20 protein-coding genes are annotated in these 22,210 nt (G+C 70.8%); 9 read left to right on the forward strand and 11 right to left on the reverse strand.

Annotated features, from left to right (window positions below; all coding sequences use genetic code 11):
* The first annotated feature begins 4 nt into the window (after positions 1–4).
* The 6 genes from B9Y95_RS07500 (at position 5) to B9Y95_RS07525 (ending at position 7,391) form a co-directional block, all read left to right on the forward strand.
* Positions 5–1,558: a hydantoinase/oxoprolinase N-terminal domain-containing protein gene (locus tag B9Y95_RS07500; RefSeq protein WP_085511294.1), complete on the forward strand. Its 1,554-nt coding sequence runs from the start codon at positions 5–7 to the stop codon at positions 1,556–1,558.
* Positions 1,555–2,658 (forward strand): DUF917 domain-containing protein, encoded by a 1,104-nt coding sequence (locus B9Y95_RS07505; RefSeq protein WP_085511295.1) that lies wholly within the window; start codon positions 1,555–1,557, stop codon positions 2,656–2,658. Before B9Y95_RS07500 ends, B9Y95_RS07505 begins: the two co-directional genes overlap by 4 nt.
* A complete protein-coding gene (locus B9Y95_RS07510; RefSeq protein WP_085511296.1) occupies positions 2,655–3,803 on the forward strand; it encodes a DUF917 domain-containing protein in 1,149 nt (382 codons plus the stop codon). Before B9Y95_RS07505 ends, B9Y95_RS07510 begins: the two co-directional genes overlap by 4 nt.
* A 9-nt stretch (positions 3,804–3,812) precedes the next feature.
* Positions 3,813–4,871 carry a DUF917 domain-containing protein gene (locus B9Y95_RS07515; RefSeq protein WP_085511297.1) on the forward strand — a complete coding sequence of 353 codons (1,059 nt, stop codon included), beginning with the start codon at positions 3,813–3,815 and terminating at the stop codon, positions 4,869–4,871.
* Positions 4,868–6,382 (forward strand): PucR family transcriptional regulator, encoded by a 1,515-nt coding sequence (locus tag B9Y95_RS07520; protein ID WP_085511298.1) that lies wholly within the window; start codon positions 4,868–4,870, stop codon positions 6,380–6,382. Before B9Y95_RS07515 ends, B9Y95_RS07520 begins: the two co-directional genes overlap by 4 nt.
* Positions 6,383–6,731: 349 nt before the next feature.
* Entirely contained in the window at positions 6,732–7,391 is a 660-nt protein-coding gene (locus B9Y95_RS07525; protein WP_085511299.1) for a CDP-alcohol phosphatidyltransferase family protein, read from the forward strand.
* Positions 7,392–7,682: 291 nt separating this feature from the next.
* Here B9Y95_RS07525 and pdxY read toward each other — a convergent pair whose 3' ends face one another.
* Positions 7,683–8,531 (reverse strand): pyridoxal kinase PdxY, encoded by an 849-nt coding sequence (gene pdxY / locus B9Y95_RS07530; protein ID WP_085511300.1) that lies wholly within the window; start codon positions 8,529–8,531, stop codon positions 7,683–7,685.
* A gap of 170 nt (positions 8,532–8,701) precedes the next feature.
* Here pdxY and B9Y95_RS07535 point away from each other — a divergent pair, with 170 nt between their 5' ends.
* Complete coding sequence (locus tag B9Y95_RS07535) at positions 8,702–9,712, forward strand: diacylglycerol/lipid kinase family protein (protein ID WP_085511301.1); 1,011 nt, start codon at positions 8,702–8,704, stop codon at positions 9,710–9,712.
* An 11-nt stretch (positions 9,713–9,723) separates the two neighbouring features.
* On the opposite strand, the gene B9Y95_RS07540 is transcribed toward B9Y95_RS07535, so the two are convergent.
* A complete protein-coding gene (locus B9Y95_RS07540; RefSeq protein WP_085511302.1) occupies positions 9,724–11,052 on the reverse strand; it encodes an MFS transporter in 1,329 nt (442 codons plus the stop codon).
* 10 nt (positions 11,053–11,062) lie between these two features.
* A complete protein-coding gene (locus B9Y95_RS07545; RefSeq protein ID WP_138945899.1) occupies positions 11,063–11,341 on the reverse strand; it encodes a hypothetical protein in 279 nt (92 codons plus the stop codon).
* A gap of 201 nt (positions 11,342–11,542) precedes the next feature.
* On the opposite strand from B9Y95_RS07545, the gene B9Y95_RS07550 reads away from it, so the two are divergent.
* Positions 11,543–12,058: a GNAT family N-acetyltransferase gene (locus B9Y95_RS07550; protein ID WP_085511304.1), complete on the forward strand. Its 516-nt coding sequence runs from the start codon at positions 11,543–11,545 to the stop codon at positions 12,056–12,058.
* Between the two features lie 7 nt (positions 12,059–12,065).
* Here the strand turns inward: B9Y95_RS07550 and B9Y95_RS07555 are convergent, their stop codons facing one another.
* From B9Y95_RS07555 to B9Y95_RS07590, 8 genes are all read right to left on the reverse strand, one after another.
* Positions 12,066–14,027 (reverse strand): D-apionate lactonase family protein, encoded by a 1,962-nt coding sequence (locus B9Y95_RS07555; RefSeq protein WP_085511305.1) that lies wholly within the window; start codon positions 14,025–14,027, stop codon positions 12,066–12,068.
* Positions 14,028–14,037: 10 nt separating this feature from the next.
* A complete protein-coding gene (locus B9Y95_RS07560) occupies positions 14,038–14,790 on the reverse strand; it encodes an SDR family NAD(P)-dependent oxidoreductase (protein WP_064295403.1) in 753 nt (250 codons plus the stop codon).
* Positions 14,791–15,019: 229 nt separating this feature from the next.
* Positions 15,020–15,892: a phosphogluconate dehydrogenase C-terminal domain-containing protein gene (locus B9Y95_RS07565; protein WP_085511306.1), complete on the reverse strand. Its 873-nt coding sequence runs from the start codon at positions 15,890–15,892 to the stop codon at positions 15,020–15,022.
* Positions 15,889–16,686 (reverse strand): sugar phosphate isomerase/epimerase family protein, encoded by a 798-nt coding sequence (locus B9Y95_RS07570; RefSeq protein ID WP_085511307.1) that lies wholly within the window; start codon positions 16,684–16,686, stop codon positions 15,889–15,891. Before B9Y95_RS07570 ends, B9Y95_RS07565 begins: the two co-directional genes overlap by 4 nt.
* A complete protein-coding gene (locus tag B9Y95_RS07575; RefSeq protein WP_085511308.1) occupies positions 16,683–17,537 on the reverse strand; it encodes a triose-phosphate isomerase family protein in 855 nt (284 codons plus the stop codon). The genes B9Y95_RS07570 and B9Y95_RS07575 overlap by 4 nt, the downstream gene beginning before the upstream one ends.
* The gene (locus tag B9Y95_RS07580) at positions 17,537–18,007 is read right to left on the reverse strand and encodes a ribose-5-phosphate isomerase (RefSeq protein ID WP_064295405.1); all 471 of its coding nucleotides are present in this window, start codon (positions 18,005–18,007) and stop codon (positions 17,537–17,539) included. Before B9Y95_RS07580 ends, B9Y95_RS07575 begins: the two co-directional genes overlap by 1 nt.
* The gene (locus tag B9Y95_RS07585; protein WP_085511309.1) at positions 18,004–19,788 is read right to left on the reverse strand and encodes a dihydroxyacetone kinase family protein; all 1,785 of its coding nucleotides are present in this window, start codon (positions 19,786–19,788) and stop codon (positions 18,004–18,006) included. Before B9Y95_RS07585 ends, B9Y95_RS07580 begins: the two co-directional genes overlap by 4 nt.
* Complete coding sequence (locus B9Y95_RS07590; protein WP_229940051.1) at positions 19,785–21,164, reverse strand: MFS transporter; 1,380 nt, start codon at positions 21,162–21,164, stop codon at positions 19,785–19,787. Before B9Y95_RS07590 ends, B9Y95_RS07585 begins: the two co-directional genes overlap by 4 nt.
* Positions 21,165–21,365: 201 nt before the next feature.
* On the opposite strand from B9Y95_RS07590, the gene B9Y95_RS07595 reads away from it, so the two are divergent.
* The gene (locus tag B9Y95_RS07595) at positions 21,366–22,103 is read left to right on the forward strand and encodes a FadR/GntR family transcriptional regulator (RefSeq protein WP_085511310.1); all 738 of its coding nucleotides are present in this window, start codon (positions 21,366–21,368) and stop codon (positions 22,101–22,103) included.
* The last annotated feature ends 107 nt before the right edge of the window (positions 22,104–22,210 follow it).

Here is a 22,210-nt window from a genome sequence, read left to right on the forward strand (position 1 = left end):
TCATATGCACATCGGTATCGATGTCGGCGGCACCAACACCGACGCCGTGCTCATGGACGGCACCACCACCCTGGCGGCCGTCAAGCACGCGACCACCCCGGACGTGACCGACGGGATCGTCCAGGCGATCGGCGAACTGCGGAGCGGACACCACTTCGACGGCGAGCAGATCACCGCGGTGATGATCGGCACGACGCACTTCATCAACGCCCTCGTGCAGGCCAAACGGCTCGCACCCACCGCGGCACTGCGGCTCGGGCTCCCGGCGACCCGCGCGTTGCCGCCGCTCGTCGACTGGCCGGCGGAGCTCGTCGAGGCGATCAGTGCACGCAGCTATCTCGCGCACGGCGGCTACGAGTTCGACGGACGCCCCATCTCACCGATCGACCCCGACGAGCTGCGGGCACACGCCGAGGACATGCGCGCGAACGGCATCCGCTCCGTCGCGATCTCCTCCGTCTTCAGCCCCGTCAACCACGACCTCGAGGTCGAGGCGGCTCGGATCGTCGGCGAGGTCCTCGGCCCGGACGTCGCCATCTCGCTCTCGCACGAGATCGGGCGCATCGGCCTTCTGGAGCGCGAGAACGCGACGATCATCAACGCAGCCCTGCGCGAGCTCGCGTCGGAGATCGTCGACGGGCTCACCGCCGCCGTCCGGAAGCAGGGCATCGAGGCGCCCATCTTCCTCAGCCAGAACGACGGCACGCTCATGGACGAGGACTACGTGCGCCTCTACCCCGTCGCGACGTTCGCCTCCGGCCCCACCAACTCGATGCGCGGGGCGGCACTCACGAGCGGACTCGCGACCTGCGCGGTCGTCGACATCGGCGGCACGACGGCGGACATCGGTCTGCTCATCAACGGCTTCCCCCGCGAGACGGCGAACGAGGTCAAGGTCGCCGGCATCCGCACCAACTTCCGCATGCCCGACGTCCTGTCCATCGGCATCGGCGGCGGCAGCATCGTCGACGAGGAGACCGCCGAGGTCGGCCCGGCATCCGTCGGGTACAAGCTCATGACCGAGGCCCTCGTCTTCGGCGGCAGCACCCTCACCGCGACGGACATCGCCGTGGCCGCCGGTCGCGCGTCGATCGGTGACGCGTCGAAGGTCGCCCACCTCGACCCGGCCTTCGTGGCGCGCGTGCTCGAGCGGATCGGCGAACGCATCGCCGAGGCCGTCGACCGCATGCGCACCTCCCCCGAGCCGATCCCCGTGGTGGCGGTCGGCGGCGGGTCGATCCTGCTCTCCGACGAACTCCCCATCTTCGGCGCCGTCCACCGGCCCGACAACTACGCCGTGGCCAATGCCATCGGTGCCTCCATCGCGCAGGTCGGGGGCGAGATCGACAAGGTCTACGCCATCGAACCCGGCCGGCGTGAGGAGGCGATCGCCGAGGTCCGTGCCGAGGCGATCGACAAGGCGATCGCGGCCGGCGCCTCCCCCGCGTCGGTCGCGATCGTCGATTTCGACGAGGTCCCGATCCCCTATCTCCCCGGGAACGCCACGCGCATCCGGGTGAAGGCCGTCGGCGACCTCGACATGGGAGGTCTCCGATGAGCTGGACCATCTCGGCCGAGCTCATCCCCGGCCTCGCCCGCGGAGCCGCCGTCCTCGGGACCGGCGGTGGCGGCGACCCGTACATCGGCGCGCTCCTCGCCGCGCAGGCGCTCCGCGAGCACGGCGACGTCACCGTCGTCACGCTCGACGAGGTCCCCGACGACGCGCTCGTCCTGACCGTCGCGATGATGGGAGCCCCGACCGTCATGGTCGAGAAGCTGCCGAGCCTCACCGAGGTCGTCGCACCGGTCCACGCCCTCAGCGCGTCCCTCGGTCGTCCGGTCACGCACATCGCGTGCGCCGAGGTCGGCGGCGTGAACTCGACCATCCCGATCGCCGCGGCCGCAGCGCTCGGACTCCCCCTCATCGACGCCGACGGGATGGGGCGGGCCTTCCCCGAGCTGCAGATGGTGCTCCCGACCCTGTACGGGATCGACGCCTCCCCGCTCGCGTTCAGCGACGAGAAGGGGAACACGGGCGTCCTCACGACCGTCGACAACAGCTGGACGGAACGCATCGCGCGCGTCGCCTGTGTCGAGATGGGCTGCTCGGTCATGATCTCCGGCTTCCCGATGTCCGGCGCGCAGGCACGCGAGGCGCTCGTCGCGGACTCGCTGTCGCTGTGCCGCGAGATCGGCGACGGCATCGAGGCGGCCCGAGCCGAGAAGGCCGACCCCGTGGAGCGGACCGTGCAGCTGCTCGGCGGCCGCGAGCTGTTCTCCGGCAAGGTCGTCGACGTCGAGCGCGCGACCACCACCGGGTTCGCCCGCGGTCGCGTCCGGATCGACGGCGTCGACGCGAGCCTCGAGCTGTCGTTCCAGAACGAGCACCTCATGGCGGCGCTCGACGGCGTCACCCTCGTGACGACGCCCGACCTCATCATGGTGCTCGAGCACGATTCCGGCGAACCCATCACCACCGAAGGGCTCCGCTACGGACAGCGCGTCCGGGTGATCTCGGCACCGAGCGACGACCGCTGGCACAGCCCGGCGGCGCTCGCGATGGTCGGGCCGGGGTACTTCGGGTACGAGGTGCCGTCGCACCGCTTCGACGGCACAGCCGAGACGCCTGCGCCTGACGCGCCGGAGGTCGCCGCATGAGCTGGACGCTGACCGCGGACGACCTGCCCGACCTCGCCCGAGGCGCCACCCTCCTCGGGACCGGCGGCGGTGGCGACCCGTACATCGGCATGATGCTCGTGAAGCAGGTGCTCGGCGACCGCTCCATCACGATCCTCGACCCCGACGACCTCGCCGACGACCTCTTCGTCATCCCCACCGCGCAGATGGGCGCTCCGACGGTCATGGTCGAGAAGATCCCGGCCGGGTTCGAACCGACACTCGCCCTGCGGACGCTCGAGGAGCACCTCGGGCGCACGGCCGACGCGACCATGCCGATCGAGTGCGGTGGCATCAACTCGATGATCCCGCTCATCGTGGCCGCCGAGACCGGGCTGCCGGTCGTCGACGCCGACGGCATGGGCCGGGCCTTCCCGGAGCTCTCCATGGAGACCTTCGCGGTCTACGGCGTGCACGGTTCGCCGCTCGCCATCGCCGGTGAACGCGGCGAGCGCGTGATCATCGACACCGGCGACGACGACCGACAGATGGAGTGGTTGGCGCGCGGCATCGCGATCCGCCTCGGCGGCGTCGCGCACATCGCCGAGTATGCGATGAGCGGGGCCGACGTGCGTCGCACCGCGGTGCCGCGGACGATCTCGATGGCGCTGGCTCTCGGTCGGGCGATCCGGGTCGCGCGCGAGGAGCACCGTTCGCCGTTCGCCGCCATCGCCGACACGCTGTCCACGACGCTCTACTCGCACGTCCGGGAGCTGTTCGTCGGGAAGGTGGCCGACGTGGAGCGTCGCACCACCGAGGGCTTCGCGAAGGGCACGGCCGTGATCTGGTCGGCTGACCCGTCGAGCTCCGAACGCCTCGAGATCTCGTTCCAGAACGAGAACCTCATCGCACGATGGAACGGCGAGGTCGTCGCGATCGTGCCGGACCTCATCTGCATCGTCGACCATGAGACCGCCGAACCGATCACCACGGAGGGCCTCCGCTACGGCCAACGCGTCCGGGTCCTCGGGATCTCGACGCCGGCCCTCATGCGCACGCCGGACGCACTGCGCGCCTTCGGGCCGACCGCGTTCGGGCTGACGGAGCCGTTCGTCCCAGTGGAGGGCGAGACAGCGGCTGCGGAAGCCGCGGATACGTTCGCCGCCGGTCAGGCGGTCCGAGCCTAGGCTGAGGGCATGCCGACCCTCCTCGAGCGCGATCGCCTCCCCGCCCTGGCGACGGGGTTCGCGATCCTGGGCTCGGGAGGTGGCGGCGCGACGACGATGCTCGAGCTGGCGCTCCGCGACGAGCGCGCCTGGCCGTTCGAACTCCACGGCGTCGACGACCTCGACCCGGAGACCCCGTGTCTCGCCGTCGGCTTCGTCGGCTCGACGATGCTGCTCAGCGAGCGCCTCCCCGGCACGGATCCGTTCGGGCGACTGATCGGGGCTGCGGAACGCTGGCTCGGACACCGCATTCCGGCCATCTGCTCGTTGGAGGGTGGCGGCGTCAACGGGCTCACCCCGTTCGCGTTCGCCGCAGGGCGGACCATCGTCGACGCTGATCTGACCGGACGCGCCGTCCCCGCGCTCGACCAGATGTCGATCCTCGTGGACGAGGTTCCAGGCATCGTCGTCACCTGCGACACCGGTGCCGGCGGGGTCGCCCTCGTCGAGACCGAGCGGGCCCTCGACATCGAACGCGTCGTCCGCGCGGCGATCGTGCAGGCAGGCGGCAGCGGCGGCATGGTGTTCGCGGGCTTTACCGTCGGCGACCTCCGAGCACACGCCATCGTCGGGAACGCCACCCGGGCGCTCGAGCTTGGCGGAGCGTTCCTCGCGCGGATCGACGGTCCGCTGACCGCCCTGGCCGAGTCGCTGGGTGGACGGCTCCTCGCGGAGGGACGGGTCAGCAGCATCGAGCCGGACCAGCGGGACCCGCACGTGCTCACCGTCGGGATCGATGGGAGCAGTGGCGCGCTGCATCGTCTCGTCGCCCGCTCCGAGACGCTCGCGTTCATGACCGACGGACGACTGGAAGCCGCCGCGCCGGACCTCATCGTCGTGGTCGACGCCGTCTCGCGGGACATCCTCGAGGTCACGGCGATCTCGATGGCGAGGCACGTCGCCGTCATCCGGGTCGACGGTCCGGACTGGTGGACCGGCTCCCCGGAGCGACTCCGCCATGTGCTCCCCTCCGCCTACGGCCTGGAGGAGCTCGACGAGGTCGGCGACTGCATCGAGGTCGGCGTATGAGCGATCGCCTGCAGTTGGGCGCGCTCCTCGCGCACCCCGACAACGGCGGCGTGCGGCTCGTCGCCGGCCCGGCCGACGCGAACTGGGCCGGCGTGGTCGTCGAGACGAACGAGGCGACCCTCCCCGAGGACGGCGCCGGCCGACTCGCCGTGGTGACCGGAGTCCCACCCACGAGGCCGTGGCAGCAGGACGCGCTCGTCCGTCGCACCAGGGATCGCGGCTTCCTCGCCCTGGCGATCCCGGAGGCCGACAGCTTCGGCGCGGGGACGCGCGCGCTCGCCGACCGACTCGGCTTCTCGCTCCTGCACGTCGACCGACCCATGCTGCTCGCGAAGGCGTGCTGGCAGCTCGTCGAGGCCCGCGACTCCCTGACCCTCGGGTACGTCCGCAAGGTCGCGCAGTCCATCGAGTACCACGCCGAGGGCCTGGCCGACCTGCTCCGCCACCTCTCGACGAGCATCGGCCACGGGATCGCCCTCATCGACAGCGAGGGGGTCCTGCTCGAGGCCGGCGGGCGGTTACCGGCCGAGGTGCACGCGGCGATCGACTTCGGCCCCTGGGTCGACCTGACGAAGGCCGGGCGCGGCGCTGCGGCATCGGTCCGGGTGGACAGCCCGAGTCGGGAGGGCCTCCGGGTCGCGTTCTTCGGGGACGGCCTCGACGACCGACAACTGAGCGCGCTCGCGGTCGCCGCCGAGGTCGCCATGCCCGCCGTCGCGGCGCGAATCCTCATCGACGAGGTCGCCGAGGTCAGTGACGCGTCCGTGTCGTCCGGCGTCCTGCGGGACTTCGTCGACCTCCGGGGCCGCCCCGATCCCGACATCGAGCGCCGCATGCTCGAGCGGGGCTGGCGGACGACCGGCTACCACCTCGCGTTCCGCATCGTCGGCCGGAGCCGGGTGGACGCCCTGCAACTCCTCCGCTTCGTGACCGGCGCGCTCGGTCGGATCGCCGTGGACTCCCACGCGACGACGAGCGGCCGCGGGGTGAGTGGCTGGCTGACCTTCGCCGAACCGCCGGAGCCACCGCAGGTCGAGCGCTACATCGCCGCCCTCCGCGACCTGCACGTGGAGGCGCGGCGCTCGTTCAACGTCGCGACGGCAGTCGGGTCCCTGGCGAGCGGATCGGCGGGACTCACCTCATCACTCGGCGAGGCGTCCGACGCGGTGCGCATCGCCGCGAACCGGTCCACGACGGGCTGGTTCGTGCGGGTCGACGGCCTCGGCCTCGAACAGCTGCTGCTCGCCTGGACCGGCAACGACACCTTCGTCCCGGCGGCGCGGTCGCTCCTCGCACCGTTGCAGACCGGCAACGGCGAGCTGCTCACGACGCTGTCCGCCTACCTCGACCTCGAGTCCGCGGTCGCGCCGACGGCCGCCGCGCTCGGGCTGCACCGCAACACCGTCGCGACGCGGATCACCCGCGCGCAGGAGCTCCTCGGCGTCGACATGGCCGACCCGGAGGTTCGCCTCGCGCTCCACCTCGCCTGCCGCGCCGTGCGGGGGCAGTGAGCCCTCCCGGTCGCCGACTCCTCCCCGGTCACTGAGCCCTCCCCGGTCACTGAGCCCTCCCCGGTCACTGAGCCCTCCCCGGTCACTGAGCCTGTCGAAGTGCACACGGACAACCCCGCCCTTCGACAAGCTCAGGGACCGGAACGGGCGCTCAGGGACCGGAACGGGCGCTCAGGGACCGGAACGGGCGCTCAGGGATCGGAGGGGGCGACTCGACGTCTGCTCTGACGCGTAGACTGTCTTGACCACTGACATTCCACATGGATATACTACATTTGTGGTTCACGCGGATGAGCGCAACACTCCCCGGCAGGCCACCCCCACGACCACCTGCGGAAGGAACACCGCCATGAAGCAGTCCTCCACCACCCGGCGCTCCGTCGGCCGTCTCCTCGAGCGCATCGGCGTCGACGAACACTGGCGCACGGTCCCGAACCTCATCACGATCACCAGACTGGTCCTCCTCCCAGCGCTCGTGCCACTCCTCCTGAACGGACTCTTCGCTGCTGCGCTCATCCTCACGGTGCTCGCATTCCTGTCCGACTTCCTCGACGGCCACATCGCCCGCCGGACCGGCCAGGTCACCGCGCTCGGCACCTGGCTCGACCCCGTCGCCGACCGGGTGGCCGGGCTCGCCGTCATGTTCGGCCTCGCCGCGGGGCACGCCATCCCGTGGCAGTTCGTCGCGCTCGTCCTCGTCCCCGACGTCGTCCTGTTCCTCGTGTCGGTGATCCGCTTCGGCGGGGACCCTCGGGTGCCGGTCACCCGGATCGGCAAGGTCCGCACCGCGGTCCTCTTCGCCGGACTCACGTCCGTCCTCCTGGGCATGGCCCTGCTGGAGACGGCGCTGCTCCCCGGCTGGGTTCCGGTCCTCGTCGGCGCGGGATTCGCCGCGTGCCTCCTCGGGCTCGTCGGTCACTGGATCGCCGGCGCCCAGTACCTGCACGCCATGCTGACGAAGCCGGGGCACCGCGACGCGACGCCCACCCCGGTCGGCGCTGGGGCCTGACGCGACGCCCACGGAGCCGCTGAAGGCACCCTTCGACAAGCTCAGGGGACCGGAAGGAGAACTCAGGGGGCCGGAAGGGAAGCTCAGGGGACCGGAAACCACTCGGGACCCCTTCCCCGGTCACTGAGCCTGTCGAAGTGCACACGGACAACCCCCCCCCTTCGACAAGCTCAGGGACCGGAAGGAGAACTCAGGGACCGGAAGGAGAACTCAGAGGACCGGAAAGAGAACTCAGAGGACCGGAAGGGGACGCTCAGTGGCCTGAACCGCAACTCAGGGAACGAGACCCGCTCAGACCGCCGTCGCCGTGAACTGCAGGCGCGGGTTCGCGTAGAACTCCTGCGCCTCGACGAGCTGCAGCTCGCGCTGGCCGGAGCGGTAGGTGAGCTCGACGAGGTCGAACACACTCGACGCCGTGCGCTCGAGGGCGAGCTTCGCGTCGCGCGTCTCGCCGTAGTGTGCGGCGAACAGCGCGGCCGTGACGTCGCCGGATCCGTTCGCCTTGAACGGCAGCAACGGCGTCTGGATGATCCATCGACCGGCGTCGTCCACGACGAGCATCTCGATCGTCTCGGGGTCGCGGTCGGGACGCTCGACGCTCGTCACCAGGACGACCGACGGGCCCATCGCGCGCGCCAGTTCGACCGACGCCAACGTGGACTCGAGCGAAGCGGGCTCAGTACCGGTGAGGAAGCCCAGCTCGAACTGGTTCGGCGTGATGATGTCGGCGTTCGGCACGACGCGGTCGCGCAGCAGATCAGGGATCTCTGGAGCGACGAAGCAGCCGGACTTCGCGTTGCCCATGACCGGGTCGCACGCGTACAGCGCGTCGGGGTTCGCCGCCTTGACCCGCTGCACCGCGTCCACGATGACGTCGCCGATGCCGACGCCGCCCTGGTAGCCCGAGAGCACGACGTCGATCTGCGGGAACGCACCGCGCTCCTCGACACCGGTGATGACCTCACCGACCTGCTCGGGCGAGATGAGCGGCCCGCGCCACGCGCCGTACCCGGTGTGGTTCGAGAAGTTCACCGTGTTGACCGGGATCACCTCGACGCCGATGCGCTGGAGGGGGAACACGGCCGCGGAGTTGCCGACGTGCCCGTAGGCCACGGCTGACTGGATGGAGAGGATCTTCACGATGTCGCAATCACGATGGGGAGGCCGCCGCGGACACTGCGTTCGTGGCGGGCATGGACGGTGCCTGCAAGGACTCAACGATACTCTTCCACCGCCTGCAGAACCCGCGTGCCGCGTCAACCCGTGAGCGGGATGCCCCTCGCCCGCGTGTCCGCTCCTATGCTGATCGGATGACGACTCCTGAGAGCACGACCACGCCGAGCGACACCACGGCGACCAAGACCGCCGCCGTCATCTACAACCCTGTGAAGGTCGACCTCGACGCACTCCGGGAGTCGATCGACCGCTCCGCCGCCGACGCGGGCTGGGGCGAGTCGCTCTGGCTCGAGACGAGCATCGACGACGTCGGCCAGGGCGTCACCGCCGAGGCGATCGCCGCGAAGGTCGACCTCGTCATCGCGGCCGGCGGCGACGGAACGGTCCGTGCGGTCTCCGAGGCACTCCGGGGCAGCGGGATCCCCCTCGCGCTCCTCCCCTCCGGCACCGGCAACCTCCTCGCCCGCAACCTCAAGCTCACCCTGAACGACCTCCCGGGTTCCGTCATCACGGCGTTCACCGGCGACGACAAGCCCATCGACCTCGGCGTCATCGACATCGAGCGCGCCGACCACTCGCGCGACCGCCACGTGTTCGTCGTCATGGCCGGCATGGGTATCGACGCGAAGATGATCAAGAACACGGACGACGACCTCAAGGCGAAGGCCGGTTGGGCTGCCTACATCGACGCGATCGTGAAGTCGCTGCGCGACCCCGACGAGCTGCACCTGCGCTTCCGCATCGACGACGAGCCGCAGACCCGCGCCACCGTCCACACCGTCATCATCGGCAACTGCGGTTCACTGCCGGCCAACATTCTGCTGCTGCCGGACGCGGTCGTCGACGACGGCCTGTTCGACCTCATGTTCATGCGCCCGGGCGGCATCCTCGGGTGGATCCGCATCTGGGCGAAGGTCGCCTGGGTGAACGGCGTCCTCCGTCGCACGAAGGCGGGCAAGGCCCTCGCCGGCAAACAGAAGGACGACGGCGACCTCCGGTACGGCACCGCGAAGCGCTTCGTCGCCCGCATGTCGAAGCCGGAGGAGATCGAACTCGACGGTGACGGCTTCGGCAAGGCCGTCGCGATCAACACCTGGATCGAGCCGGGTGCCCTCACCGTCCGCGTTCCGGCTGCGGCGGAGTAGGTCGCGCGCCCTCAGCTCAGCGCTCTGCGTGGCGTGACCCGTCGGGCCCAGAGCAGCACGGGGATGAGCAGGAGGGCGAGCACGCCGCCCGCGATCGACAGCGCACCGTAGCCGACACCCGCCATCACGACGCCGGACATGACGCCGGCTCCGGCACCGGCGAGCGCGATGAGGACGTCGAGCGTGCCCTGGGTGCGGGCACGGTTGGCGGGCACGGTGTGGTCGACGACGAGCGCGGTGCCCGCGATGAGCCCGAAGTTCCAGCCGAGTCCGAGGAGGGCGAGCGCCAGGATGAGCAGGCCGAGCGAGTCCGCCGGCGCGAGGGCTCCCGTGACACCGGCGAGCAGGAGGGTCACCCCGGCGGCGATCGCCATCGGGGTGCGGCCGATGCGGTCGACCAGGACGCCGGTCACGAGCGAGGGGAGGTACATCGCCGCGATGTGGATCCCGATCACGAGCCCGACCTCGCCGAGGCCGTGGTGGTGGGCGCGCATGTGCACCGGGGTCATGGTCATCACCGCCACCATGGCGATCTGCGTGACCACCATGACCGCAGCGCCGACGTAGGCACCGACGCCGGGACGCGGGCGAGGGACGGTCGTCGGCGACACCTGCTTCGACCCCACCTGCTCCGCGGCGGTCTGCTCCACCTCCAGCTGCGCGAGCTCGGCGTCGAGACGGCGGGCGAGGAGGAACGGGTCGGGTCGGAGCAGCACGAGGAACGCCGTCCCGGCCGCGAGGTAGGCGACCGCGGCGAGGAGGAACGGCCCGGCGAGCGCCGGGAGCCCGAGGCCGGTCGCGAAGGCTCCCAACGGCTCGACGAGGTTGGGTCCGGCGACGGCGCCGAGCGTCGTCGACACCATCGCGACGCTGATCGCCGAACCACGACGGGCCGGGGTCGCGAGGTCGGTCCCCGCGTAGCGTGCCTGGAGGTTCGTGGCCGTGCCCGCTCCGTAGACGAACAGTGACAGGAAGAGGATCGGCACCAGGGCGGTGGTGGCGGCGACGACCACACCGATCGCGCCGACGCCGCCCGCCGCGAATCCGAGTCCGAGCCCGATGCGCCGGCCGAGCCGCTGGGTCACGCGCCCGACGAGGAACGCGGTGAGCGCGGAGCCGAGGGTCAGGAGCGCGGCCGCGACGCCCGCGAGGCTCATGCTGCCGAGGACGTCCTGCACGAGGAGCGCCCCGACCGTCACCCCGGCGGCGAGACCGGCACCGCCGAGGACCTGGCTGATGACGACGACCGTGAGCGTCCGCCGCTGGACGCGGGCTCGCTCGGCGGCGATGACAGCCCTGGCGGCGGTCTCCCGGGAGTCGCTCTCGCCGCGCCCGCTCATGCTCCGGCCGTCAGCGTCGCGTGGAGATGCGACCGTAGGCGTCGACCGTCACGATGAGCGACTCGACCTTGCGGTTCACGACGCGGATGATCACGACGATGAGCCAGAGCCCGCCGGTGATGAGCGTCAGGATCAGGTTCCAGAACCAGCCGATGCGCTTCTGCCGCTGCAGCACGGCCTGCTGGCCCTGCACCGACGACACCGTCCAACCGCGCGCGGCGTAGCGGGCGACTTCGGCGTTCAGGACGGCGGTGAGCTGCTCCATCGGGAGCGGAGTGGAGGAGGACATGCCTCGAATCTACCCGTCGCGGGCACCCGGTCCCTGAGCCTGTCGAAGGGCGCCCCGCCCACGAGCACACCGCCGGTCCCTGAGCCCACCACCGCCGGTCCCTGCGCCCACCACCCTCGCTCCCTGAGCCCACCACCCTCGGTCCCTGAGCCCACCACCCTCGGTCCCTGAGCCTGTCGAAGGGCGCCCTACGATCGATGTATGCGCATCCGTCTCGCCGAACCCGCCGACCTGCCTGGCGTCCTCGCCATCCACACCGACGCCGTCGCGAACGGTGTCGCGATCTGGACCGAGGTCACACCCGACCTCGCCGAGCGCGAGGCCTGGCTCGCCCGCCACCAGGAGCCGGGCCGGGTCGCGCTCGTCGCCATCGCCGACGGCCCCGACGACGCGCTGCCCGAGGGTGGCGTCCTCGCCTACGGCGGTTACGGCCCGTACGCCGCGAAGGACGGGTACCGCCACACCGTCGAGAACTCCGTGTACGTCCACCCGGACGCGCAGGGGCGCGGCCTCGGCAAGGCACTCATGGTCGAGTTGTTGGAACGTGCCACGGCCGACGGCCACCACGTCATGCTCGCCCTCATCGAGGCCGAGAACACCGCATCGATCGCCCTGCACACGAAGCTCGGGTTCGAACAGGTCGGCCTGCTGCCGGAGGTCGGGACGAAGTTCGGCCGCTGGCTCGACCTCGCCATCCTGCGCCGCACGCTCGCCTGAGCAGGATCTACGAACCCGAACCGGCCATCACGACCCGGGCGACCGCACCCACACCGAGGTCCACGGTGCGCGGCTCGGACGCGCCGGTCAGGACGACCCGGACCGGTGTCTCGCCGAGGTTGCCGAGGATCACGACGGTCTCGCCGGCGGCATCGACGGCGGCGATCGCGGTCACACCTGCCGGCGAGACGGGTGGCACGGCGACAGGCTGCACGGCGACGGGCGACCCGGCACCGAGCGACACCCCGCCGATCTCGACCGCGACGCGCTGCCGGCCGCTGAGCTCGGCGATCCACCCGAGCGCCCGGCCCGCAGCCGTGAGCGTCCCGTCGGCCGTGACGAGCCCACGCGGTCCGGTCGCCTCGAAGTACGACAACGATTCGACACCGGAGACGGCCAGCGCCGCGACACTGCCGACGACCCACGCGCCGAGCGCCTCGGCCGACTGCCGCTCGTCCGTCGCGCCGGGCACGTGCTCCGCGCCGAAGCCCGCACGGAGTTCCGGGTCGCTGGCGTCGCCCGCACTCGCCCGCGTGGTTGCGACCGCGTTGTAGCGGGCGCCGAGCGTGACCGGGCCGACGTGCAGCGGGCGGCCGTCGGCGATCCTGACAGCGTCCGCCACGACGACGGCCTGCATCCCGAGCGACTCGACGAGCTGGTGCCCGCCGCGGTCGTGCATGAACGGCGTGACGCTGAACGCCACGGGGCCCTCCCAGCGCTCGAGGCGCGCGTGGTTGCGGTTGAGCTCCGTGAAGTGCGCGCGTGTGCCGCCGATGAGCTCGGGGTGCGGCGTCGGGGCCTCGGCCCACAGGGTTCGCAGGACGTCGCCGAGCGCGGTCAGCAGCGCGCCCTCCGAGAGGTGGGTGCGGCGATGGAACGCCCCGACGCGCAGGACGGGCACGACCGCGTCGCGGAGCCGCCGCAGCACCGGCTCGGCCTCCTCGCCCGTCCCGAGCACCAGTCGGAGGTCGAGGAGCCTGGCGCCGGCCTGGCGCACGGCGCGGTCGAGGATGGCGGGCCAGTCCGGGTTGGTCGGGTCGATCTCCACGAGGATCCCGGCGATCGGGTCCGGGACCACCGCACCAGTGCGTCCACCGTCGGGGTCGCTCGAGACCGAGGTCGAGATCGTGGGGACGACGCTGTCGAGTGGCGCGCCGATCCGCGCTTCGACCGGCTCGGAGACCGGGTCCTCTCGTCCCGCCGCCAGCTCCGTCTCGGGCACGACCGTCACGGCGAGCGGTGTGGGCAGTGGGGCGTCGGCACGCTCGGCAGCGTCGACCCGCGCACAGCTGACCTCGACGGACTGCTCCACGACGTCACCGACCGCCAGCGCCACGGGGAACGGCAACGAGAGCGGCGTCGAGTAGGTCTTGAACGAGGCGTCGGTCCAGTTACGCTGGTCCTCCATCTCGAAGACGTCACCGCTGAGGCGGGTCGTGGTCGCGATACGGTCGCCGGTCCAGGCGAGGGACTCGATGCGGATGGCCGGCTGATGCGGAGCGACGTGCTCCGGGAGGCGCGTGGTCGTCGTGGAGCCCTCCGGGTGGCCGACGACGAGCTCGGTGCCGGCGAGGGCCGGTGACTGCAACACGATGAGACCGATGCGCGCGCGCCGGAACGCGGCGGTCACCTCGGCCCGGACGGCGACCCGCAATGTCGACGCACCGAGGTCGACCGACAGGGACCAGGCGACGGTCTCGCCGTCGTCGCCGACGCGGCCGCGCAACTGCAAGCCGCTCGTCGTGTGGTCGACCGCGTCGACGATGACGGGCAGCGTCTTCCAGTCCTGGTCGCGGACGACGAAGCGGATGCTGCGCAGCACGAGCTCGCCGTCGAAGGCGATGTCGTCCAGCTCCGAGCCGCGGAGCGAGGCCGACCAGGGTCCTCGGCCGACGGCGAGGGCGTCGCGCTCGCGGTCGAGCAGGAGGTCGGATGCGACGCGGAAGGTGGTTCCCGAACGCGAGGTCATGATCGTCGACTCAGAGGCTCGTCATGCCGCCGTCGACCCGGAAGGTCGCTCCGGTGGCGAAGCTCGACTCGTCGCTGGCGAGGTACACCATGATGCCCTCGACGTCCGAAGCCTGGCCGGGACGACCGAGCGGGATTCGCCCGACGATCGCGGCGCGGGACTCGGGGTCGCCGGAGATCGCGGTGACGAGCGGCGTCTCCGTGTAGCCGGGGACGACGGTGTTCACGCGGATCCCCTGATCGGCGTAGGCCGCGGCGACGGTCCGGCCGAGGCCGTGGATCCCGGCCTTGGTCGAGCTGTACGCCGTGAAGTCGGCGCCTTCGCCGTTGAGACCGGTCGGGCTGCCCGTGAGGATGATCGAGCCGCCGCGTCCGAGCATGGCGCGGACGGCGTGCTTCGTCGTGAGGAAGGTGCCGGTGAGGTTGATGTCGACCGTGCGCTGCCAGACCTCGAGGTCGAGGTCGGCGATCTTCGCGTCCTGGCCGAAGAGCTGCACCCCGGCGTTCGCGACGACGACGTCCGGGGTCTTGCCGGCTGCGTCCATGACCGCGAAGGCGGCCTCGACACTCGCTTCGTCGGCGATGTCGAGTCGCACGGCGATGGCGGTCGGGAAGGGTGCCGCCGCATCGCGGGCGGCCTGGATGTCGCGGTCGGAGAAGACGACGGCGGCGTCCTCCCGCGCGAACCGTTCGGCGACCGAGCGTCCGATCCCCGATCCGGCTCCCGTCACGAGCGCGGTCTTTCCTGCAAGTCGTCCAGTCATCGTCGCCTGTCTCTCGTGCGGTGTTCGGGGGTGTCGCGTGGTGCTGCGGTGGGTGTCGCGGGTGGTGCATCGGGTCGTCTGCAGCCTATCCGGCACAACCGGTTGACCGCATCTGACGTCGGAATTGTCTGGTGCAGGATTCCCCAACTCAGGAGCCGGTGGGCGTGTCGGCCCGCCAGGGGGGACAGCGGACCGACACGCCGAAGCGCTCCTGAGTTGGGGAAGTGGGTTACCGCTCGATCTTGTCGAGGTGGAGCATGGCGGCGAGGTTCTTGTCGAGCTCGTCGTCCTGGAAGACCTTCTTCCAGTCGTCCTTGATGATCGCGCTGCGGCCGTAGTCCATCGCGATGAGGCACGCGTCGGAGAACGGGTTGTCGCCCTTGAGCGAGTTCGCGAGGGCGACCTGCGTGTGGCCGAGGAGGATCGCACGAGCGGCCGGCTCCGGCACGCCCATGGTGTTGACGGCCTCGTCGAGCGACTCCTTGAGGAGCGCACCGATCATGCAGGCGATCGTCTCCACGAGGGTCGGCTCGAGCTGCGCGAGCTGCTTGACCGTGACCCAGTGGACCTCGCCGACAGGGGCGAAGATCGCCCGGACGACGGCCTCGACCTGCGCCTGCTTCTCAGCGTCGTCGGACTCGATCGCCGCGATGGCGTCCTGGAGGGCGGCGATGCCACCGAAGGTGTCCGCGTACTCCTCGGGCGTGTGGCGCTCGACGAAGACGGAGGGGTGGCAGGGGTGCGTGACGGCCTGGATGACGTCGTCGCGACGCGTCAGCAGACCCGCGTACGCGGCGGCCGGGTCGAGCGTGAGGAGCACGGCGCCCGACTTCATGAGCGGGACGACGCCGGCGGACACGGCCTTCAGAGCGAGGTCCGGGACGGCGAGGATGACGACGTCGGCGTCGGTGACGGCCGCGTCGGTCTCGGTGAGCTCGCGACCGGCCTCGGTCACGCGCTCCTGGCCGGCGGGCGAGACCTCGCTGTAGAAGACGTTGTGGCTGGTCTTCACGAGGTTGTTGGAGACGCGCATGCCCATCTTGCCGCCCGCGCCGATGACGGCGATGGTGAGCTGGTCCGCGACGGTGGTGGTGTCGGTCATGATCTTCCTTCTCTCAGGTACTGCAGGTTGTGTGCGGTCCACGTGCGCTCGAGCTCGATCGTCTCCGTGATGGAGTCGCCGAGCGGGAGCCAGTGTTCGATGATCTGGTTGACACCGCGCTCGTCCGGTCGGACGACGGCGGTGAGGGCGGGGTAGTCGAGCAGGCCGGTGCCGAGCGGGGCACCTTCGAGGGTGAAACCGACCCAGCCGCCCCGGCGGGTGAACGCGAAGTCCTTGACATGGATGTTCCGGACGTACGGAGCTGTGCGCTCGATGACGTCCGCCGGGTGCTCGAGCCGCGCCACGGTGTTGGCCGGGTCGAGACAGATGCCGAGGTTCGGGTGGTCGACGGTGGTCACGAGGTCGACGAGCTCCTGCGACGACAGCTGCTCGTAGGTCTCGAGTGCGATCGTGACGCCGGCCGCCTCGAACGCCGGGAGCACCGCGCGGAGTCGATCCACGGCGTCGGCGTGGGACGGCCGGTCGTCGCCGGACGTGGCCATGCTGCGGAGGAGCTTCGCGCCCAGCACGGTGGCGATGTGGAGGAAGCGTTCGAGGTGCGCGACCGCGATCCCCTTCGTCCCGAGTTCGAGGGTGACCCCGCGCTCGCGGGCGACCTCGGCGATCCGGCGCAGCTCATCGTCGGACATCGACTCGATGCGGGCGTCGTCGCAGATCTGGAAGAGCTCGACGCCGGCGTCGGCCGTGCGCTCGAGCATGCCGATGACGCTCAAGCGCTCGGGTGCGAGCTCGGAGCCCTCCCAGAAGAAGGTGTAGGTGCCGAAGCCGATCATGCTGTCCTCGGTCCCTGAGCCTGTCGAAGGGTGCCATCCTGAGCCTGTCGAAGGGTGCCATCCTGAGCCTGTCGAAGGGCCTCGTCGAGCACTGCCTCGAGCGCCGCCACGTCGTGGGCGAAGCGTCCGAGGAACACGCCGTCGACGTCGTCACCGAGGGCGGTCAGCAGACCGGGACCCGCACTGCCGCCGTAGATGACCGAGCTGCCGACCCGGTCGGGCCGCTCGGCGATCGACTGCTTCAGGATCGCGCCGACGGCTCGCACGTACTCGGCAGACGCGGGTTCAGCCGCACCGATCGCCCACACGGGCTCGTAGGCGACGATCACCGGTCCGGCCACGGCATCGGCGAGCGCGGAGTCCAGCTGGCGCACGCACTCCGTCGCAGCCGCCTCGGGCGTCGTGCGCTCGACCTCGCCGATGCAGAGGACCGGCGAGAGGCCGTTGCGGAGGGCCGCGGCGGTCTTCTCGGCGACGACCTCGTCGGTCTCGCCGAAGAGGGAGCGGCGCTCCGCGTGGCCGACCTCGACCACGGCGACGCCGACCTCGGCGAGCTCGGGGCCGCCGACCTCACCGGTGAACGCGCCACGGTCCGCGCTCGCGAGGTCCTGTGCTCCGACCAGCACGCCCGTCCCGGCGAGGGCCGCCACCGACGGCGCGACCGCGAGGTAACCGGGGATGACGAACAGTCGCACGCGACCATCGACCACGGCCTCGTGCCGACGGGCCAAGGCGCCCACCTGCTCGATCCACTCGAGGGTCTGCGCGTGGCCGAAGTACATCTTCAGGCTCACGCCGACCACGCGGGGCGCGGTCGACGTGGGCACGGCCGACGGGGACGGGGTGGTCATCAGCAGGAGCCCGTCGCCTCGTATTCACCGATGACGGCGACCTTCTCGGCACTCGCGCTGGTCTCGTCGAAGCGGTAGGTGAGCCACTCGCGGACGAGGCGGCGGGCGAGCTCGATGCCGATGACGCGCTGGCCCATCGTCAGGACCTGCGCGTTGTTGCTGAGGACACCGCGCTCGACCGAGAAGCTGTCGTGTGCCGTCACGGCGCGGATGCCGGCGACCTTGTTGGCGGCGATCGCGACGCCCAGGCCGGTGCCGCAGAAGAGGAGCGCGCGGTCGGCCTGGCCGGACGCGACGAGCTCGGCTGCGGCGATCGCGACCCGCGGGTAGGCGGTGTGCCCGTCGGCGTCCACGCCCACGTCGACGAGCGAGGCGACGCCGTCGTGCTGCTCGAGGTCGCGCTTGACGATCTCCTTGTAGTCGAACCCGGCGTCATCCGAGCCGATGACGATGCGCAGCTGATCAGTCATGCGTGTACTCCTTCGTTGGTGGTGGTGCTGGTGGAGCGGTCCGGTGCGGTGGTGCCGCCGGCGCGCTCGAGGACGGGGACGATCGCCGTGACGATCAGGCCGAACGAGTGCGCACCGGCGTCGACCGTACCGAGACTCTTCTCGGCGTGCGGACGGGCGCGGCCCATCTTCGGCAGGAGGTCCGCGGTCTCGGCGGCAGCGGTGGAGGCAGCCGCAGCGGCGGTCGTCCAGGCGGTGACGAGGTCGGCACCGTCGGCGACGGCTGCGCTCAGGGTGGTGGTGAACGGCACGAGCGCGTCGACCATCGTCTTCTGCCCGACCTCGGCCTTGCCGAACGACATGATGCCGTCGACCGCGGCCTGCACGCCGGTCGCGACGTCGGTGCGGCCTGGTGCGACCTCGTCGCCGAGGGCGGTTCCGACCGAGCGGAGCGCGAGGCCCCACAGAGCGCCGGACGTGCCGCCGGCGCGGTCCGCCCAGGCGTCGCCGGCCAGGTGCAGGACGGTGTGGGCACCGGCCCCGGCATCGGCGGCGGCGTGCGCGGCGGTGACGGCGGCACGAGCACCGCGCTGCATGCCGATGCCGTGGTCGCCGTCACCCGCGACGGCGTCGATCCGGCCTAGCTCCTCGACGTTCGTGTCGATGACCTGGACGAGCGCGTCGAGGGCTTCGACCACGACCGCGGCGGCGGCCCGTGACACGTCGGTGGACTCGGGGATCTCGGCAGCCGTCTCGGCGACGAGCTCCGAGGGGTCGAGCTGCTCGGCCGCTGCGACGACGCCCTTGCGGTAGGCGGGGGTGTCGGCACCGGCAGCCCAGAAGCCCTCGAGCTCCTCGTCCAACCAGAAGAGCGTGAGCGAGACGCCGGCCATGTCGAAGCTCGTGACGAGCTCGCCGACCTCGGGATCGACGATCTCCACCCCGGCGGCCTCGAGCTGCGCGGCGACCGCACGGTAGACGACGAACAGTTCCTCGTACTTCACCGAGCCGAGCCCGTTGAGGATGACGCCGACGCGAGCGCCCGCGGCCTCGGAGACACCCTCGGGCAGTTCCGCGAGCAGCGAGGAGACGAGCAGGGTGGCGAGTTCATCGGCCGTCGGCACGTCGGTCTCGTCGATGCCGGGCTCGCCGTGGATGCCCATGCCGACCGCCATTCGCCCCTCGGGCACGGTGAACAGCGGCTCGGTCGCGCCCGGCAGGGTGCAGCCGCTGAACGCGACACCGAAGGACCGGGTGCGCTCGTTCGCGTGGGTGGCGACGCGGACGACCTCGTCGAGGTCGTAGCCCGCCTCGGCCGCAGCGGCGGCCGACTTGAAGACGGTGAGGTCGCCCGCGATACCGCGACGCTTGTGCTGCTCGGCGAGGGGCGCGCTCGAGATGTCGTCGGTGACGGCGACGCTGCGGGTGGGGATGCCCGCAGCGTTCAGCGCGTCCTGCGCCTGGGTGAAGTGGAGCACGTCGCCCGCGTAGTTGCCGTAGCTGAGGAGGACGCCGCCCCCGCGCTGCGCCGCCTTCGCGACAGACTCGACCTGGTGGGCGGACGGCGAGGCGAACAGGTTGCCCATCGCCGCACCGTGCGCGAGGCCCTGGCCGACGATGCCGCCGAACGCCGGGTAGTGGCCGGAGCCACCGCCGATGACGAGCGCGACCGTGCCCTCGGGCGTCCGGGTGCTCCGGACGACGCCGCCGGTCACGCGCCGGACCTGGTTGCGGTTCGCGGCGACGAAGCCGTCGATCATCTCGTCGGCGAAGTCCGCCGGGTCGTTGAACAGGCGCGTCATCGGGTCTTACCCGTGAGGTCGTCGTGCGAGACGCGCAGCTCGCGAGAGCTCCGCTGCTTCGAGAGGATCACCATGAGCGTCGCGGAGATCATCATGAAGCCACCGACGATGAACATCGGGACGACGTACTGCGGGGTGTCGCCGACCTTGGTGAGGTCCGCGACGGCACCCGTGATGTACGGCGCCGAGAACCCGGCGAGGTTGCCGACCGTGTTGATGAGTGCGATACCCGCGGCAGCCGCCGCACCGGTGAGGAACTGCGTGGGCAGCGTCCAGAAGTTGGGCAGCGCGGCGAAGATCGCCATGGCGGTGACCGCGATGATCGCGATGGTGAGGGCGGGCGAGTTGGCGAAGAGCGCGAGCGGGATGCTCACGGCACCGACGATCGCGGGGATCACGATGTGCCAGGTCTTCAGGCCACGGCGCGTCGCGTCACGAGACCAGAAGTACAGGGCGATGGCGGCCGGCACGTACGGGATCGCCGTGATGAGGCCCTTCTGCATGACGTTGAACTCGGTCCCGAACGTCTCCTGGAAGCCCTCGATGATCGTGGGGAGGAAGAAGCCGAGCGCGTAGAGGCCGTAGATGAAGCCGAAGTAGATGAACGCGAGCATCCAGACGCGACCGCTCGTGAACGCGTGCTTGAGGCTGACGTGGCCCTGCTTCTGCTCGGTGGTGGCCTTCTCGTGTGCGAGGGCCGCCGTGAGCCAGACCTGCTCCTCGGTGGTGAGCCACTTGGCGTCCGCGGGGCGGTCCTTCAGGTAGAACCAGGCGATGACACCGATGAGGATGGCCGGGAGTCCGACGCCGAGGAACATGAAGCGCCAGCCCTCGAGGCCGAAGAACACGCCGTGCTGGCCGATGAGCCACCCGGCGAGGGGAGCGCCGATGACGGTGGTGAGCGGCTGCGCCAGGTAGAAGAGGGCGAGGATCTTGCTGCGGTGCTTGGCCGGGACCCAGAGGCTCAGGAAGAGGATCGCGCCGGGGAAGAAGCCGGCTTCGGCGACACCGAGCACGAAGCGGAGGATCGCGAGCTGTTCGAAGTTGGCGACCCAGGTGAACAGGACCGCGACGATGCCCCAGGTGACCATGATGCGGGCGAGCCAGCGACGGGCACCGAACTTGTTGAGCGCGAGGTTGCTGGGCACCTCGAGCAGGATGTAGCCGATGAAGAAGACGCCGGACGCGAAGCCGAACTGGGCGGCGGAGAGCGCGAGGTCCTCGTTCATGCCGTTGGGGGCGGCGAAGCCGATCGCGGTGCGGTCCAGGTAGTTGATGAAGAACATCAGCGCCACGAACGGCACGAGACGGATCGAGACCTTCCGGATGGCTGATCGCTCGACAGCCGGATTGGCCGCGGGGGCGGTGGTGTCCACTATGACTCCTCGGGTGGGCGGCATCGATGCCGCGGGCAGGGCGTGGTCCGGGCCGGACCGGAATGAACGATACATCAACCGGTTGACCAATTCAAGCATCGCTAGCCCCCGAGCCCCCCGGTCCCTGAAGCACCCCTCCCGGTCCCTGAAGCACCCCTCCCGGTCCCTGAGCTTGTCGAAGGGCCGCGATACAGTGAACCCATGCCTGCGTTCCCGGATCGGCCGACCGACGACATCTCGTCCAGCCTCGGACCGGTCGCGGTGGGATCAGCCGTCTCCGCCGTCGCGAAGCGTCTGCTCGACCACTTCACGAGCGGTGAGATCGCCCCGGGGACCCGACTCCCACCGGAACGTCAGCTCGCCGCGTCCCTCGGCATCGGGCGCTCAGCCGTCCGCGAGGCACTCGCGGCGCTCGAGATCCTCGGCGTCGTCGACGTCCGCCCAGGCAGCGGCACCTACCTCCGCGGCAGTGTCTCCGAGCTCCTCCCCGAGACGCTCAGCTGGGGCCTCATGCTGGGCGAACCACGGACCCGCGAACTCATCGAGGTGCGCGGGCAGCTCGAGGTCTTCGCCGCCGGCCTCGCTGCAACGCGTATGGACGACATGGCACGCAACCGGCTCCGCAACCACCTCACCGCGATGAGCGAGGCGGGTGCCAATCGCACCAAGTTCATCGAGGCCGACCTCAAGTTCCATCTGGAGCTCGCCTCGGCCACCGGGAACCGCGTACTCTCCGACCTCCTGCAGAGCATCCGCTCGCTCCTCCGCATCTGGGTGGAGCGCGGTATCCACGAGGACGTCGACGCCCAGCGCGCCTTCGAGGAGCACGAGGCCGTCTACGAGGCGATCATGTCGGGCGACCCGGCCGCCGCGACGACCGCGATGCAGCACCACATGGACACCGCGACCGAGCGCCTGAACCGCACCCTCACGGCGTAGGGCCTCCGGCCTGCGCGAGAGCAGGATGAACGCACGAGGACCGGACGACCCGCTCGCGCTGGCTTCGCGCACTCGCGGGCGTAAGACCCGCCGCTCGACAGTCCGCC

It is taken from the genome of Plantibacter flavus (assembly GCF_900177615.1).
GTDB classification, from domain to species: Bacteria; Actinomycetota; Actinomycetes; order Actinomycetales; family Microbacteriaceae; genus Plantibacter; species Plantibacter flavus.

What these genes read in the sequence shown, in the direction of transcription:
- B9Y95_RS07500 (WP_085511294.1), top strand. Translation starts at nt 5, where the DNA reads ATGCACATCGGTATCGATGTCGGCGGCACCAACACCGACGCCGTGCTC.
- B9Y95_RS07505 (WP_085511295.1), top strand. Translation starts at nt 1,555, where the DNA reads ATGAGCTGGACCATCTCGGCCGAGCTCATCCCCGGCCTCGCCCGCGGA.
- B9Y95_RS07510 (WP_085511296.1), top strand. Translation starts at nt 2,655, where the DNA reads ATGAGCTGGACGCTGACCGCGGACGACCTGCCCGACCTCGCCCGAGGC.
- B9Y95_RS07515 (WP_085511297.1), top strand. Translation starts at nt 3,813, where the DNA reads ATGCCGACCCTCCTCGAGCGCGATCGCCTCCCCGCCCTGGCGACGGGG.
- B9Y95_RS07520 (WP_085511298.1), top strand. Translation starts at nt 4,868, where the DNA reads ATGAGCGATCGCCTGCAGTTGGGCGCGCTCCTCGCGCACCCCGACAAC.
- B9Y95_RS07525 (WP_085511299.1), top strand. Translation starts at nt 6,732, where the DNA reads ATGAAGCAGTCCTCCACCACCCGGCGCTCCGTCGGCCGTCTCCTCGAG.
- B9Y95_RS07535 (WP_085511301.1), top strand. Translation starts at nt 8,702, where the DNA reads ATGACGACTCCTGAGAGCACGACCACGCCGAGCGACACCACGGCGACC.
- B9Y95_RS07540 (WP_085511302.1), bottom strand. Translation starts at nt 11,052, where the DNA reads ATGAGCGGGCGCGGCGAGAGCGACTCCCGGGAGACCGCCGCCAGGGCT.
- B9Y95_RS07545 (WP_138945899.1), bottom strand. Translation starts at nt 11,341, where the DNA reads ATGTCCTCCTCCACTCCGCTCCCGATGGAGCAGCTCACCGCCGTCCTG.
- B9Y95_RS07550 (WP_085511304.1), top strand. Translation starts at nt 11,543, where the DNA reads ATGCGCATCCGTCTCGCCGAACCCGCCGACCTGCCTGGCGTCCTCGCC.
- B9Y95_RS07555 (WP_085511305.1), bottom strand. Translation starts at nt 14,027, where the DNA reads ATGACCTCGCGTTCGGGAACCACCTTCCGCGTCGCATCCGACCTCCTG.
- B9Y95_RS07560 (WP_064295403.1), bottom strand. Translation starts at nt 14,790, where the DNA reads ATGACTGGACGACTTGCAGGAAAGACCGCGCTCGTGACGGGAGCCGGA.
- B9Y95_RS07565 (WP_085511306.1), bottom strand. Translation starts at nt 15,892, where the DNA reads ATGACCGACACCACCACCGTCGCGGACCAGCTCACCATCGCCGTCATC.
- B9Y95_RS07570 (WP_085511307.1), bottom strand. Translation starts at nt 16,686, where the DNA reads ATGATCGGCTTCGGCACCTACACCTTCTTCTGGGAGGGCTCCGAGCTC.
- B9Y95_RS07575 (WP_085511308.1), bottom strand. Translation starts at nt 17,537, where the DNA reads ATGACCACCCCGTCCCCGTCGGCCGTGCCCACGTCGACCGCGCCCCGC.
- B9Y95_RS07580 (WP_064295405.1), bottom strand. Translation starts at nt 18,007, where the DNA reads ATGACTGATCAGCTGCGCATCGTCATCGGCTCGGATGACGCCGGGTTC.
- B9Y95_RS07585 (WP_085511309.1), bottom strand. Translation starts at nt 19,788, where the DNA reads ATGACGCGCCTGTTCAACGACCCGGCGGACTTCGCCGACGAGATGATC.
- B9Y95_RS07595 (WP_085511310.1), top strand. Translation starts at nt 21,366, where the DNA reads ATGCCTGCGTTCCCGGATCGGCCGACCGACGACATCTCGTCCAGCCTC.